Here is a 13,994-nt window from a genome sequence, read left to right as displayed (position 1 = left end):
TCCTGAGCCAGGATCAAACTCTCCAATAAAGTGTTTGTCTAGCATCATAAATAAAAATTGACGTTTCACGTTGTTTGTTTCGTTCAGTTTTCAAAGAACTTGTCCGTCGCTTAATTGCGACTTCCTTATGTTAACATCTTTGTTTTTCAATGTCAACTAAGTTTTTTATTTCGCTTTCTGCTCCGTTGCATCAGCGACTTCTAGAATATTACACCCTTTTATATTAAACGTCAATATGCTTTTCTATAAAAATATAAAAAGGATTTATTTATTACAAACCTTTTTACCATGAGGCGATCTCAATTCATCCTGCTACTCCTGAGTAATAAGAGTCCGATTGGTTCATTTCATCACCTTAAGAGATGAAGTCCTCCACTACTGATGAAAATTTCGATTTATTTTTCTTATATAATTATTAAAGAAACTATAAATCGAATAATCACATAGTAAACATAAATACTCCATAATTAACATAAGCGGTGCCAGAACCCATACTACATATTTGTAATTACCTCATTTTTCTCTTTCTTATACTTTCTCTATACTTTTATCCCGCTATTTTGAGACAATCCCTCCTACTAATGGAAGTTTCACTTTAGTATAAAAAACTCCTAAAGATGCAAAAAAGGACTAGGCATCCCCACACCTAGTCCTTTCAAAAAACCCCTTTTATTTACGAACGTAGACAAAATAAAGTACGAATAAAACTCCCATTACATACATAATTGGATGAATCTCTTTACGACGACCGCTTACAACCATTGTAATTGGATAAAAGATAAAACCAATCGCAATCCCTGTCGCGATACTGTATGTGAGCGGCATTGTAATAATTGTAAAAAATGCCGGTACTGCAGTTTCGAATTTCTTCCAATCAATTTCTCCTAATGATGATACCATCAAAATCCCTACAATGATTAAAGCCGGTGCTGTTACAGCTGGTGTTACTACACTTAATAATGGTGAAAATAAAAGTGCTAACAAGAAAAACCCTGCTGTTACAACTGCTGTAAATCCAGAACGTCCTCCAGCTGCTACCCCTGCAGAAGATTCAATATAAGACGTCGTTGTAGATGTACCAAGTATTGCCCCGATTACAGTCGCAATCGCATCGGAGAATAACGCTTTTCCTGCACGCGGTAATTTATTGTCCTTCATTAAGCCCGCTTGATTCGCAACTGCAACAAGCGTTCCTGCTGTATCAAAGAAATCAATAAAGAAGAAAGTTAAAATAACAACAAACATTTTAGGAGTGAAAATATCACCAATATGTTGAAGAGCAACTCCAAATGTCGGCTCTAAACTTGGTACAGCACCGATAACTGCTTTTGGTGTATCAATTAATCCTGTCACTACACCAGCAATTGCTGTAAGAACCATTCCATAAAATACTGCTCCATTAATTTTTCTTGTCATTAAAATAACAGTTATAGCTACACCGAAAATCGTAAGTAATGTTGTTCCTTTTGTTAAGTCTCCTAAACCAACAAGTACAGCATCATTGTTCACAATAATTCCGGCATTTTGAAAGCCAATAAACGCGATAAATAATCCAATCCCTGCAGCTACCGCAAATTTCAACTCTGTTGGAATTGCGTTAATAATCTTTTCACGAATACCGGAAGCTGTAAGAATGATAAAAAGAATACCTGATACTAATGTCCCAGCAATCGCTGTTTGCCACGGAATCTGCATTGTCAATAGAACTGTGTAAGCAAAGAAAGCATTAATTCCCATTCCCGGTGCTAATGCAATTGGATATTTTGCAAAAATCCCCATAATTAGCGATCCAATTGCTGCTGCTAATGCAGTTGCAACAAACACTGCACCTGGATCCATTCCTGTTCCTGCCGGTATTCCTTTAATATGCCCTAACGACAATGTAGCAGGATTGACAAATAACACATACGCCATAGATAAAAATGTTGTTAACCCTGCAATGAACTCTGTTTTATAATTTGTGCCGAGTTCATCGAACTGAAAGTAACGTTTCATTCTATGTTTCCCCCGTTATATAATTGCTCGTCATAACCCTTCCTAGCCCCTTTTTATCTATAAAAATAAAAAGGCTTCCATTGCATATACATGGAAGCGTCTGTAAACAAAGATAATTATCCCTTATCTTTATATTAAAACGCCTCGTAGTCAAGCCATTTACGGTAGCTAGGTAGAAACTTTCGGGCCATATTCCCGATATTATACGACGGCTGTAATATTCATTTTTATTATTAATTACATACTCATATTAACTCATATACATTCAAGTGTCAATCTAAAAGCGAACGTTTTTTATTTAAAATTAAATTTCGTTCGTGTAAAAGCAAAAAAAAGACGATCCATCTACACATCAAAGTATAGATGGATCGTCTTCTATATCATGAAATTCACTTTATTCCCACTCGATTGTTGCTGGTGGCTTACTTGTTATATCATACACGATACGGTTCACGTGTTTCACTTCGTTTACGATACGTACAGAGATTTTCTCTAATACATCCCAAGGAATACGTGCCCAGTCTGCTGTCATACCATCGATAGATGTTACCGCACGAATACCTACTGTGTAATCATACGTACGCTCGTCGCCCATAACACCTACGCTGCGCATGCCAGGAAGTGCAGTGAAATATTGCCAAACTTCACGGTCTAAACCAGCTTTTTGGATTTCTTCACGTAAAATCGCATCAGATTCACGAACGATTTCTAGTTTTTCTTCTGTAATTTCACCTAATACACGAATACCAAGTCCTGGACCTGGGAATGGTTGACGCCATACGATTTCATCTGGAATCCCTAGTTCAGATCCTAACGCACGTACTTCATCTTTAAATAATGTATTTAATGGTTCAATTAATTTGAATTGCATATCTTCTGGAAGTCCACCAACGTTATGATGAGACTTAATTGTTTGTGCAGTTGCTGTACCACTTTCAATAATATCAGTGTACAGTGTACCTTGTGCTAAGAAGTCCATTCCTTCTAATTTAGATGCTTCATCATCAAATACATAAATAAATTCGTTACCGATGATTTTGCGTTTTTGTTCTGGATCTTCAACGCCCTTTAATTTGCTCATAAAGCGTTCTTGTGCATCCACTTTAATAACGTTCATGTGGAAGCCTTCGCTAAATGTTTTCATAACCCCTTCAGCTTCTCCTTTACGAAGTAAGCCGTGGTCAACGAAAATACATGTTAATTGATCACCGATTGCTTTATGAATTAACACAGCTACAACAGAAGAGTCTACGCCGCCGCTAAGTGCACATAGTACTTTCTTATCGCCAACTGTTTCACGAATCTTTTCTAATTCTACTTCAATGAAGTTCTCCATGTTCCAGCCTTCAGTACAACCACAAACACCGAATACAAAGTTCTTAATTAAATCATTACCGTGCTCAGAGTGACGTACTTCCGGGTGGAATTGTACACCATATAAGTTTTGTGCTTCGTTGCTCATACCAGCAATTGGGCAAGACTCACTTGTTGCATCTACTACGAAACCTTCCGGTAAGCCTGTTACTAAGTCACCATGACTCATCCAAACAACTTGTTCTTCTGGAAGATTTGTATATAATTTCGATTGGTTCTCTACTTTTAATACTGCTTTTCCGTACTCACGATGGTCTGCGCGTTCTACTTTTCCACCAAAGTGTTTTGTCATTAACTGCATGCCGTAGCAAATACCGAAGATCGGTAAGCCTAAGTCAAAGATTTTTTCGTCACAGTGGAATGCACTTTCGCCATATACACTGTTTGGTCCACCAGAGAAGATAATTCCTTTTGGATTCATCGCTTTAATTTCTTCTGCTGTAATTGTATGTGGATGAAGTTCACTATACACGCCAAATTCACGAATGCGACGCGCAATTAACTGGTTGTACTGACTTCCAAAATCTAAAACGATAATCGTATCGTGCTGTTTCTTCAAAATAATCACCCCATAGTTCTGTATATAAACATTTTCACCAATTTGGTAAAAACAATTACCAATATAATAAAAAAAGCCAGTCCCCTGCCCTCAGTCTCATAACAAAGAAAAGGCAGGAGCCTAGCTTTATAAAGGAGGTTTCTCCTTATAAACATAGACACACTGCCTTCATAGTCAGGTTGTTTACGGTAACCCGGTAGAGACTCTCAATCCATATTATTGAGGATATATGAAGGAATACTTTATATTATCTTCCTAGATTCTAACAATGAAGTATGAATACGGTCAAGAGAGAAAGCGACAAAATTCTACAGAAATTATTTTCCTGTATAGAGAAACTTCCTTCACCCCCGGCTTCACTAACATTTATTTGAACGAGTCAACATCTTATAGACAGTTTCTTGAAACACCTATCTTTTTTATCCCGCTATTCGCGAGCAGTAAGAGATCCCCACCTCAAGTTTTAGGGAGAAGCGAGGAAGATAGGTGCCCGTAAAAGCCCGATTGGGCGGGCTTTCCATCAGTGGGGATGAAAAAAACCACTGATGGAAGTTTCACTTTATATTTTACTACTTATAGAACAAAAAACATCCACCTCTATAAAGAGATGGATGTTTCGCGGCGCATGAAATTACATCATGCCGCCCATACCGCCCATGCCCATGCCGCTCATGTCAGGCATTCCAGCAGCACCAGCTGGTTCTGGTTTATCAGCAACAACTGCTTCAGTTGTTAAGAACATCGCTGCAACAGATGCTGCGTTTTGAAGCGCAGAACGAGTTACTTTCGTTGGATCTACGATACCAGACTCAAGCATGTTTACCCACTCGCCTGTTGCTGCGTTGAAACCAACGCCTACCTTTTCGCCTTTTAAGCGTTCTACAACAACAGAACCTTCTAAACCAGCGTTGATTGCGATTTGACGAACTGGCTCTTCTAATGCACGAAGTACGATGTTGATACCTGTTGCTACGTCGCCTTCAGCTGCAAGACCAGCTACTTTAGTATATACGTTCATAAGTGAAGTACCGCCACCTGCAACAATACCTTCTTCTACTGCTGCACGAGTTGAGTTAAGTGCATCTTCAATACGAAGTTTGCGCTCTTTCAATTCAGTTTCAGTTGCTGCACCTACTTTAATTACAGCTACGCCACCTGCTAGTTTAGCAAGACGCTCTTGTAATTTTTCACGATCGAATTCAGAAGTTGTTTCTTCTAACTGCGCACGGATTTGACCGATGCGAGCTTCGATTTGTTCTGTATTTCCTACACCTTCAACAATTGTTGTATTTTCTTTCGTTACAACAACTTTGCTAGCGCGTCCTAAAGATGCGATAGTTGCAGATTTTAAGTCGCGTCCTAATTCTTCTGTGATCACTTCACCGCCAGTTAAAATCGCAATATCTTCTAACATAGCTTTACGACGATCACCGAAGCCAGGAGCTTTAACAGCTACTACGTTGAACGTACCACGAAGTTTATTTACTACTAATGTAGCTAACGCTTCGCCTTCTACATCTTCAGAGATGATAAGAAGTGGCTTACCTTGTTGTACCACTTGCTCTAATACTGGTAAGATTTCTTGAATGCTAGAAACCTTTTTATCAGTAATTAAGATAAATGGGTTATCAAGAACAGCTTCCATTTTATCAGAATCAGTAATCATGTAAGGAGAAGCATATCCACGGTCGAACTGCATACCTTCTACTACATCTAATTCTGTTGTGAATCCTTTAGATTCTTCTAATGTAATAACGCCGTCGTTACCAACACGCTCCATTGCTTCTGCAATTAATTGCCCTACTTCTTCGTCAGCAGCAGAAATAGCAGCTACTTGTGCGATAGAAGATTTACCTTCGATTGGTTTAGAAATCGTTTTTAATTCTTCTACTGCTGCAATAACAGCTTTTTCGATACCTTTACGAAGACCCATTGGATTTGCACCAGCTGTTACGTTTTTTAAACCTTCACGAATCATAGCTTGCGCTAATACAGTTGCAGTTGTTGTTCCGTCACCAGCTACATCATTTGTTTTGCTAGCAACTTCTGCTACTAATTTTGCACCCATATTTTCAAATGCATCTTCTAATTCGATTTCTTTTGCAATTGTTACACCGTCATTTGTAATAAGCGGAGAACCAAATTTTTTCTCAAGTACTACGTTGCGACCTTTTGGTCCAAGCGTAACTTTTACTGCGTTTGCAAGAGTGTCGACACCGCGAAGCATCGAACGACGTGCTTCTTCACTAAATTTAATATCTTTTGCCATAATATTTGACCCCCTTGAATTTTTTAAGATTTATATAATTAACCGATAACTGCTAAAATGTCGCTTTCACGTAAAATTAAGTATTCTGCACCTTCGTATTTCACTTCAGTACCTGCATATTTTGAGAAGATAATACGATCGCCTGCAGCTAACTCTAAAGCAACACGCTCACCATTTTCAAGCACTCGACCAGTACCAACTGCTACTACTTTACCTTCTTGTGGTTTTTCTTTTGCAGTGTCTGGTAATACGATACCACTTGCTGTTTTTTCTTCTGCTTGAACAAGCTCAATTACAACGCGATCACCTAATGGCTTTAGCATGAACAATAACCTCCTCATTGACTATGTAAATTTTATGTTTATTAGCACTCGAACACTCCGAGTGCTAACACACTTATTATAATAAAGAATCTTATTTTCTTTTGCAAGTGAAAAAACGTAATTTTTCGGAAAACTATTCTACATTCTTTTCCTTTTTTCTATAAGCTTATATACTTTACCGGATGAATAACATAATAATTCTTACCTTCACGGAAAATCAGTACTGATAGAAGATTCATCATCGTTTTTCCTTCTTCTCCTATGTTACAATAAGAAAGATGCCATAAGTTGTTTTCTCTATGGGTAGAGCATTTTCCTTTTTCATTACAAAAAATTTAAAAAGGAGTTATGAAATTGAAGAGACAATACTGGTGGGTTGTTATTACATATATTTTAATGCAATTATCAGGGGTAATTGGAGGATGGATCCTTTTAAAAAGCGGAATATACAACAATGGAAACAGGAGCTTTCAAGAAAAGGTTCAATTAGCAACTGCACATTGGGGAATAATCAGCTTCTTCGTTGCTCTTATTATCATCCTACTGTTATTACGCAATGATACACAATCGGAAAAATGGGAGCGAGAAAAAACAAGCATTTCTGCTACAATAGGTTGGATCATTTTAGGAGTTTTTCTTGCTTTATTCGCCCAAGTAATTGCTGGCACCATCGAAACACAAATTTTTAAAGTTGAAGCTGAATCTGAAAATACACAAAACATTATCGAAATCATAAAAGCTGCTCCATTATTTATAATTGTTTCGTCTATATTTGCTCCTATTCTTGAGGAAATTGTATTTAGAAAGATTCTATTTGGAACACTATATAAACGATATAACTTCTTTATCGCAGCAATCGTGAGTTCTCTTATATTTGCTTTAATTCATTTTGACCCTACACATTTATTAGTGTATATTTCCATGGGGCTTGTTTTTTCATTTTTATACGTTAAAACGAAACGAATTATTGTACCCATTATGGCTCATGTTATGATGAATACAAATGTTATGTTAATTACATTTGTACTTCATCCCTATCTAGAAAAAGCTGAAAAATTGCAAGGATTTATCGGAGGATTTTAAACATGCGAAATTCACCATTTGTTATGGCAACTTTGTACTTTCTTCTCGGGTGTATTTTTACATACTTAGCAATTACAAGTGTTGAAGATACAATTTGGAACTTTTATACACTATTGCTTGCTATAATGGCAACCGTTGATTTTAATTTGGCACTTCGCCTTCTTTTTTCTAAATCGAAAAAAGGTAATATGAAGAAATAATAAAAACGCAGGGAATTCCTGCGTTTTTATTTTGGATAATTTTTTAAAAAGTACACAAGCGTTTGTAATTCTACCGCTAAATCAATATGATGAATTCGAATATGTTCTACTATATTTAACCTAGCAGGTGTAAAGTTTAAAACACCTTGTATACCAGTATGCGATAAGCGATCTGCTACAGCTTGTGCAACAGAAGCAGGTACTGTTAATATTGCCACTTTTATATCATCTGATAATTTCTCTTCTAATTCATCCAGATGATATACTGGAATTCCTCCGATTTCTTTTCCAACTTTCTCTTCATCAACGTCAAATGCCATCTCAATTTTTGTATTATTATTTTTCGTAAAATTGTAATGTAAGAAAGCTGTCCCTAAATTACCTACCCCTATTAGAGCTACACGCGTTACATCATCTTGGTCAAGTGTTTCGCGAAAAAACGACAATAAATAATTTACGTTATAGCCGTATCCCTTTTTCCCTAATGCCCCAAAGTATGAAAAATCTCTTCGAATTGTCGCAGAATCCACTTTCACCGCTTCACTTAATTCTGCAGATGATACGCGTTGCTTACCAGATAATGATAAGTTTTGGATAAATCGATAGTATAGAGGCAATCTTTTGGCAGTCGCCTGCGGAATTTTAGGCTGCTCCATGCAACCCCCTCCTCTCTTCCTATCTGTTCAAGTGATTGAAACATGTACGGAAGTTTAGCATTGAAAGTTTTCCTTGTATAATAGAGAGAGAACTTCTCTATTATGTTCAACTATACACTATTTTTAGTATGATTGAGAAATATAATCATGGCAAAGTTAAGAAATTATTTGAGGTGAAAACATTGATTCTACTACAAGTAAATAACCTTTCCAAGTTATACGCCGCTGAAATGATTCTTTCAAACATTAAGTTAGAGGTACAGACGCGTGATCGTATTGCACTTGTCGGCCGTAACGGCGCTGGAAAGTCTACATTATTAAAGATTATTGCGGGAGAACTGTCCCATGACAGCGGAGAAATTATTAAACCGAAAGATGTATCTATCGGTTACTTAGCACAGCACACTGGTCTTGAGACGTCATTAACCATTTGGGATGAAATGCTAACGGTATTTCTCGACTTGCAACGCATGGAGAAAGAACTCCGAAGGCTAGAACAAGAAATGGGAAAAGAAGAAAATTTCACAAATGTCACTGTACATGAAAGATTGTTAGCAGAGTATGATCGCCTGCAATTAGATTATAAAAATAAAGGCGGCTACCAATACGAAGCGGACATTCGCTCTGTTTTAAGCGGACTCGGCTTTCCGTCTGAAACACACGGAACTACAATCTCGACATTAAGCGGTGGACAAAAAACTCGTTTAGCTCTTGGAAAATTATTGTTAACAAAACCAGATTTGCTTATTTTGGATGAGCCAACAAACCATTTAGATATCGATACATTAACATGGCTAGAACAATATTTACAAGGCTATCCTGGCGCTATTTTAATCGTTTCACACGATCGATACTTTCTAGATAAACTCGTAACACAGGTGTATGAAATCTCTAATAAACAAAGTCGTAAATACACGGGAAACTACAGTAAGTATTTAGAACTTAAAGCATCACTATACGAACAAGAGATAAAGCGGTATGAGAAACAGCAAGAAGAAGTCACAAAGCTACAAGACTTCATTCAAAAAAATATTGCCCGTGCTTCCACAACAAAACGAGCACAAAGTCGCCAAAAACAATTAAATCGTATGGAACTTATGACGAGACCACTCGGTGATGAAAAATCTGCTTCTTTCCACTTTGATATCGATAGGCAAAGCGGTAATGATGTACTACAAGTAAAAAATGTCACAATTGGTTATAATAATGAGCCAATCATTGAGCACATTCATTTCCAATTAACAAGAGGTGATAGTGTTGCCCTTGTCGGTCCAAATGGAATCGGAAAATCCACTTTATTAAAATCTCTTGTGGATAAACTTCGTCCTTTAAACGGCAGTATTTCATTCGGCTCTAACGTTTCTATTGGATATTATGACCAAGAACAAGCAAACTTAACATCATCGAAACGCGTATTAGATGAACTTTGGGATGATTACCCGCTGCAACCAGAAAAAGAAATCCGCACAGTACTTGGAAATTTTTTATTTTCTGGTGATGATGTCTTAAAGCCAGTCTCTTCTTTAAGTGGCGGACAGAAAGCACGTTTAGCCCTTGCAAAACTTATGATGCAAAAATCAAATGTACTTATTTTAGATGAACCGACAAACCATTTAGATTTAAGTAGCAAAGAAATCTTAGAAAATGCTCTTATTGATTTTCCAGGAACTATTTTATTTGTTTCCCATGACCGCTATTTCATTAATCGCATCACCACAAAGGTTATTGAGTTATCAACAGACGGGGCAGTGGAATATCTAGGCGATTACGATTATTATGTAGAAAAGAAAAATGAAATGTTAGAACGGGCGGAACTTGAAGAACAAGGAACAAATAAACCTGTACAAAAACAAGTGGCGCAAGAAAAATTAAATTATATTGAAGAAAAAGAACGTAAAAAGCAAGAGCGTCAACGTATGCGTAGAATTGAAGAATTAGAAGAAAACATTGCTGCAATGGAAGAACAAATTGCTACATTAGAAGAACAACTTTGTCTACCTGAAGTATATGCTGATTACGAAAGAGCAAGTAATATTACAGAAGAAAAACAAACACTACAAGAACAATTAGAAGCATGTATGGAAGAATGGGAAGAATTACAAATATAAAGTGAAACCTCATCTATGGGGGTCTTACTACCCACGAATAGCAGGATAAAAAGGTTAGCATTTACGCTAACCTTTTTATTTATCCACAATGTTATTCACATATTCAATTTCACATTATCAAGATAAACATTAACTTTTCCACATTACCCACAAACATAATAATATTTATCCACACTTTATACTCACAAAAAAAACCTATATTATCAACAGATAATATAGGTTTTATCCACAGGTTGTGGTTAATTATGTGTATAAAGTGAAATTTTCATCCTTGAGGGTTCTTTATCCCCCACTAAACTTATCTTCTTTACCGAAGATGGAAAATTCACTATCTCATTAAACACGGAATAACTATGATTCAATATCCAAGCCAGGGTTTGCATTTAACGCTAATGTTGCTCTTTTTCCTTTCTCATATGCAATCGTACCAGCTGCAGCGATCATAGCAGCGTTATCTGTGCATAAAGATAACGGCGGAATAATAAGCTTTATATCGTCTTTATTTGCAAACTCTTCCTCCAGCCGAGCCCGCAATCCTTTATTTGCCGCAACTCCTCCAGCAAGAAGTACTTGCTTCACACCATACTCCTCTGCTGCTCTTACTGTTTTTGTTACTAACACATCAATTACACTTGCCTGAAAACTTGCAGCTAAATCTTCAGGAGTAAGTTCTTCTCCGCGCTGCTTTGCGTTATGCACAGTGTTAATAACTGCAGATTTTAAACCGCTAAAACTAAAATCATAAGAATCTGGTTCAAGCCATGCACGAGGTAGATCAATTGTCGGCTCTCCTTCATGAGCAAGACGATCAATGTGCGGCCCACCCGGATATGGCAATGATAACGTACGTGCCACCTTGTCGTATGCTTCTCCTGCAGCATCGTCTCTTGTTTCGCCAATTACTTCAAATGAACCATGCTCTTTCATATAAACAAGCTCTGTATGTCCACCAGATACAACGAGAGACAATAGTGGAAACTGCAGTTCTTGTACTAAACGATTCGCATAAATATGCCCAGCAATATGATGCACCCCAACTAACGGGATATTATGTGCAAAAGCTACTGCTTTTGCTGCATTTACACCAATTAACAATGCCCCAACAAGGCCTGGTCCTTCCGTAACTGCAATTGCATCAATATCTTCAAATGTAATTTGCGCTTCTTTTAACGCTTCTTCTAATACAACCGTTATTTCTTCCACATGGTGACGAGATGCAATTTCTGGAACAACCCCGCCAAAACGTTTATGGCTTTCAATTTGCGAAGCTACAATATTCGCTAAAATTTCTCGTCCATTTTTCACAACCGCTACAGCTGTTTCATCACAACTTGTTTCAATACCCAGTATAATTGTATCTTTTTTCATCATAAGTTCACCCACATTACAAGACCATCTTCATAATTGTCTGTATAGTATCTTTTGCGAATTCCGCCATTTTGAAAACCAAATTTTCGATATAACTTTTTTGCAATTTCATTTGAGACACGAACTTCAAGTGTTATTGTATTTGCTCCAAGATTTCTCGCTTTGTTTATGACTTCTTGTAATAACGCTTCTCCAAGCCTTTGACCACGGTATTGTGGTAATATCGCAATGTTCGTAATATGTGATTCATCAAGAATAATCCAAAGTCCGCAATAACCTAGTATTCCTTCCTCTGTTTCCATTACAACGTAGTGTGCATACTCATTCATGTTTAGTTCTCGCTCAAATGCTTCGGCAGTCCAAGGAGTCGCAAATGAAGATTCTTCAATCGCAACAATTTGTGGAATATCCTCTTCCTTCATACTTCTAAATGTAATGTTCATTCATAGGACCTCTATTTCTTTTGACTTTCTAGCCATTTTGCCTCTGCTTCTGCCAAACGAAGGTAACTTGGAACGAATGTATGCACAGATTGCTCTTCTTTCTGTAAACCTAAGAAAGCTAACTCACTTGGGCGTGGATTATGTTTTGTCAGCGGGGCAAATACCGCTTGATTTCCTAAGTGTTCTACAATTGTATCTTTATGCTGTTCTACATCATTTCCGATAAATAAAATAGGTTGCCCTATCTCTTTTAACATTTGTAACCAATCGGCAATAAGAATAATACGATCCTCTTTCACAGATTGTAACTCTTGTTCTCTATATGTATACAATCCAGTATAAATTTGCTGACGACGACCATCAAATAACGGACAAATATACCCTGGGAAATTCATTCCGTTTGCTGCCAGTACTTCTAAACTTGATACACCAACAATCGGAATTTGCAATGACCAAGCTAATGTTTTTGCCACGGTTACACCAATACGAACACCTGTATAAGAGCCTGGCCCAGCTGCTACAACGATTTTATTTAATTCCTTTGGTTCCACACTACATTCTTGTAAAAGCTGCTCTACCGCTGGCATCAGACGCACAGAATGATTTTTTGTTAAGTTTGTAATGATTTCTCCAACAACCGTATTTCCATCAATAAGAGAAACTCCCATTACATAGTTAGAAGTATCAATTGCTAGTACTTTCATTTTGTAATAGCTCCTCACATAATCTAATATATCGTTCTCCGCTCGGCTCTAATACAATTTTTCTTGTACTATCCCCCGTGTGGAATAAACTGATTTTTAAAAGTGAAGATGGTAAAAAAGCCTCTATTAAATGTGCCCATTCCACCACTGTTACACCTTCACCATAAAAATATTCATCAAACCCTAAGTCTTCTTCACTCTCCGCTAAGCGGTATACATCCATATGATACAGAGGTAATCGTCCCTTATATTCTTTAATAATATTAAACGTTGGACTATTCACAACACGTTTCACACCAAGACCTTTTGCAAGACCTTTTGTAAATGTTGTCTTACCTGCACCTAAGTCCCCTTCTAAAATTAAAACATCCTGCGCCTGAACTAATTGTCCAAGCCTTTCTGATAAACTCTGCGTTTCTTCTGAAGACATTGTTGTTATTTCATATTTATTCAAAGGTTTCACCTACCTTACTGTTAGTATTCCCTGCTCTTTATTATACAGATTTTTTATTCTTGTTTCAGTTTCGAATATATAAAAAAGACCTTAGGAGTTGTCCTAAGGATAAGATTGACTGTCTTATAAGTTTAATTAAAGTAAATAAAAAAATACGAAACATATTGTTTCGTTCTTTAATTTATATAAATGGCGGTCCCGACCGGGGTCGAACCGGCGATCTCCTGCGTGACAGGCAGGCATGTTAACCACTACACCACGGGACCATTGGTTGCGGGGACAGGATTTGAACCTGCGACCTTCGGGTTATGAGCCCGACGAGCTACCAGACTGCTCCACCCCGCGATGATAATAAAGCCTGGCAACGTCCTACTCTCACAGGGACAAAGTCCCAACTACCATCGGCGCTAGAGAGCTTAACTTCCGTGTTCGGTATGGGAACGGGTGTGACCTCTCTG

12 protein-coding genes, 2 tRNA genes, 1 rRNA gene and 2 riboswitches are annotated in these 13,994 nt (G+C 37.4%); of the genes, 3 read left to right on the top strand and 12 right to left on the bottom strand.

Features of this window, described 5'->3' with window-relative positions; all coding sequences use genetic code 11:
• Positions 1-669: 669 nt before the first annotated feature.
• From ACFQZ1_RS10975 to groES, 4 genes are all read right to left on the bottom strand, one after another.
• Complete coding sequence (locus tag ACFQZ1_RS10975) at positions 670-1,995, bottom strand: NCS2 family permease (protein ID WP_377882234.1); 1,326 nt, start codon at positions 1,993-1,995, stop codon at positions 670-672.
• A 127-nt stretch (positions 1,996-2,122) separates the two neighbouring features.
• Positions 2,123-2,225, bottom strand: a riboswitch (purine riboswitch).
• 164 nt (positions 2,226-2,389) lie between these two features.
• On the bottom strand, positions 2,390-3,928 hold the full coding sequence (guaA, locus tag ACFQZ1_RS10970; RefSeq protein WP_377882233.1) for a glutamine-hydrolyzing GMP synthase: 1,539 nt from the start codon (positions 3,926-3,928) through the stop codon (positions 2,390-2,392).
• A 151-nt stretch (positions 3,929-4,079) separates the two neighbouring features.
• Positions 4,080-4,181, bottom strand: a riboswitch (purine riboswitch).
• A gap of 378 nt (positions 4,182-4,559) precedes the next feature.
• Complete coding sequence (gene groL / locus ACFQZ1_RS10965) at positions 4,560-6,197, bottom strand: chaperonin GroEL (RefSeq protein ID WP_377882232.1); 1,638 nt, start codon at positions 6,195-6,197, stop codon at positions 4,560-4,562.
• A gap of 38 nt (positions 6,198-6,235) precedes the next feature.
• Positions 6,236-6,520 (bottom strand): co-chaperone GroES, encoded by a 285-nt coding sequence (groES, locus tag ACFQZ1_RS10960; RefSeq protein WP_336484660.1) that lies wholly within the window; start codon positions 6,518-6,520, stop codon positions 6,236-6,238.
• Between the two features lie 354 nt (positions 6,521-6,874).
• Between groES and ACFQZ1_RS10955 the strand changes: the two genes are divergently transcribed.
• Both ACFQZ1_RS10955 and ACFQZ1_RS10950 read left to right on the top strand, forming a co-directional pair.
• Entirely contained in the window at positions 6,875-7,603 is a 729-nt protein-coding gene (locus ACFQZ1_RS10955; RefSeq protein WP_377882231.1) for a CPBP family intramembrane glutamic endopeptidase, read from the top strand.
• A gap of 2 nt (positions 7,604-7,605) precedes the next feature.
• A complete protein-coding gene (locus ACFQZ1_RS10950) occupies positions 7,606-7,803 on the top strand; it encodes a YdiK family protein (RefSeq protein WP_377882230.1) in 198 nt (65 codons plus the stop codon).
• 26 nt (positions 7,804-7,829) lie between these two features.
• On the opposite strand, the gene ACFQZ1_RS10945 is transcribed toward ACFQZ1_RS10950, so the two are convergent.
• A complete protein-coding gene (locus ACFQZ1_RS10945) occupies positions 7,830-8,459 on the bottom strand; it encodes a redox-sensing transcriptional repressor Rex (RefSeq protein WP_377882229.1) in 630 nt (209 codons plus the stop codon).
• A 182-nt stretch (positions 8,460-8,641) separates the two neighbouring features.
• Here ACFQZ1_RS10945 and ACFQZ1_RS10940 point away from each other — a divergent pair, with 182 nt between their 5' ends.
• The gene (locus ACFQZ1_RS10940; protein WP_377882228.1) at positions 8,642-10,567 is read left to right on the top strand and encodes an ABC transporter ATP-binding protein; all 1,926 of its coding nucleotides are present in this window, start codon (positions 8,642-8,644) and stop codon (positions 10,565-10,567) included.
• 351 nt (positions 10,568-10,918) lie between these two features.
• Here the strand turns inward: ACFQZ1_RS10940 and tsaD are convergent, their stop codons facing one another.
• The 7 genes from tsaD to rrf form a co-directional block, all read right to left on the bottom strand.
• Positions 10,919-11,935, bottom strand: coding sequence for a tRNA (adenosine(37)-N6)-threonylcarbamoyltransferase complex transferase subunit TsaD (gene tsaD / locus ACFQZ1_RS10935; RefSeq protein ID WP_377882227.1), 1,017 nt, complete (start codon positions 11,933-11,935; stop codon positions 10,919-10,921).
• Complete coding sequence (gene rimI, locus ACFQZ1_RS10930) at positions 11,935-12,378, bottom strand: ribosomal protein S18-alanine N-acetyltransferase (RefSeq protein ID WP_377882226.1); 444 nt, start codon at positions 12,376-12,378, stop codon at positions 11,935-11,937. Before rimI ends, tsaD begins: the two co-directional genes overlap by 1 nt.
• A gap of 11 nt (positions 12,379-12,389) precedes the next feature.
• Positions 12,390-13,082, bottom strand: a complete 693-nt coding sequence (gene tsaB / locus ACFQZ1_RS10925; RefSeq protein WP_377882225.1) for a tRNA (adenosine(37)-N6)-threonylcarbamoyltransferase complex dimerization subunit type 1 TsaB — start codon at positions 13,080-13,082, stop codon at positions 12,390-12,392.
• Entirely contained in the window at positions 13,063-13,536 is a 474-nt protein-coding gene (tsaE, locus tag ACFQZ1_RS10920) for a tRNA (adenosine(37)-N6)-threonylcarbamoyltransferase complex ATPase subunit type 1 TsaE (protein ID WP_377882224.1), read from the bottom strand. Before tsaE ends, tsaB begins: the two co-directional genes overlap by 20 nt.
• A gap of 190 nt (positions 13,537-13,726) precedes the next feature.
• A tRNA-Asp gene (locus ACFQZ1_RS10915) sits at positions 13,727-13,802 on the bottom strand.
• Between the two features lie 2 nt (positions 13,803-13,804).
• Positions 13,805-13,881 (bottom strand) — tRNA-Met (locus ACFQZ1_RS10910).
• Between the two features lie 11 nt (positions 13,882-13,892).
• Positions 13,893-13,994, bottom strand: a 5S ribosomal RNA gene (gene rrf, locus ACFQZ1_RS10905); the annotation flags it as partial.

Source organism: Bacillus sp. CGMCC 1.60114, from assembly GCF_042676365.1.
GTDB lineage: Bacteria > Bacillota > Bacilli > Bacillales > Bacillaceae_G > Bacillus_A > Bacillus_A rhizoplanae_A.
The sequence above is the reverse complement of the archived record's forward strand: the minus strand, read 5'-3'. Positions and strand labels throughout refer to the sequence as shown.

Excerpts from the sequence above, each read along its gene's own strand:
- ACFQZ1_RS10975 (WP_377882234.1), bottom strand. The coding sequence starts at position 1,995 with ATGAAACGTTACTTTCAGTTCGATGAACTCGGCACAAATTATAAAACA.
- groL (WP_377882232.1), bottom strand. The coding sequence starts at position 6,197 with ATGGCAAAAGATATTAAATTTAGTGAAGAAGCACGTCGTTCGATGCTT.
- groES (WP_336484660.1), bottom strand. The coding sequence starts at position 6,520 with ATGCTAAAGCCATTAGGTGATCGCGTTGTAATTGAGCTTGTTCAAGCA.
- ACFQZ1_RS10950 (WP_377882230.1), top strand. The coding sequence starts at position 7,606 with ATGCGAAATTCACCATTTGTTATGGCAACTTTGTACTTTCTTCTCGGG.
- ACFQZ1_RS10945 (WP_377882229.1), bottom strand. The coding sequence starts at position 8,459 with ATGGAGCAGCCTAAAATTCCGCAGGCGACTGCCAAAAGATTGCCTCTA.
- tsaD (WP_377882227.1), bottom strand. The coding sequence starts at position 11,935 with ATGAAAAAAGATACAATTATACTGGGTATTGAAACAAGTTGTGATGAA.
- rimI (WP_377882226.1), bottom strand. The coding sequence starts at position 12,378 with ATGAACATTACATTTAGAAGTATGAAGGAAGAGGATATTCCACAAATT.
- tsaB (WP_377882225.1), bottom strand. The coding sequence starts at position 13,082 with ATGAAAGTACTAGCAATTGATACTTCTAACTATGTAATGGGAGTTTCT.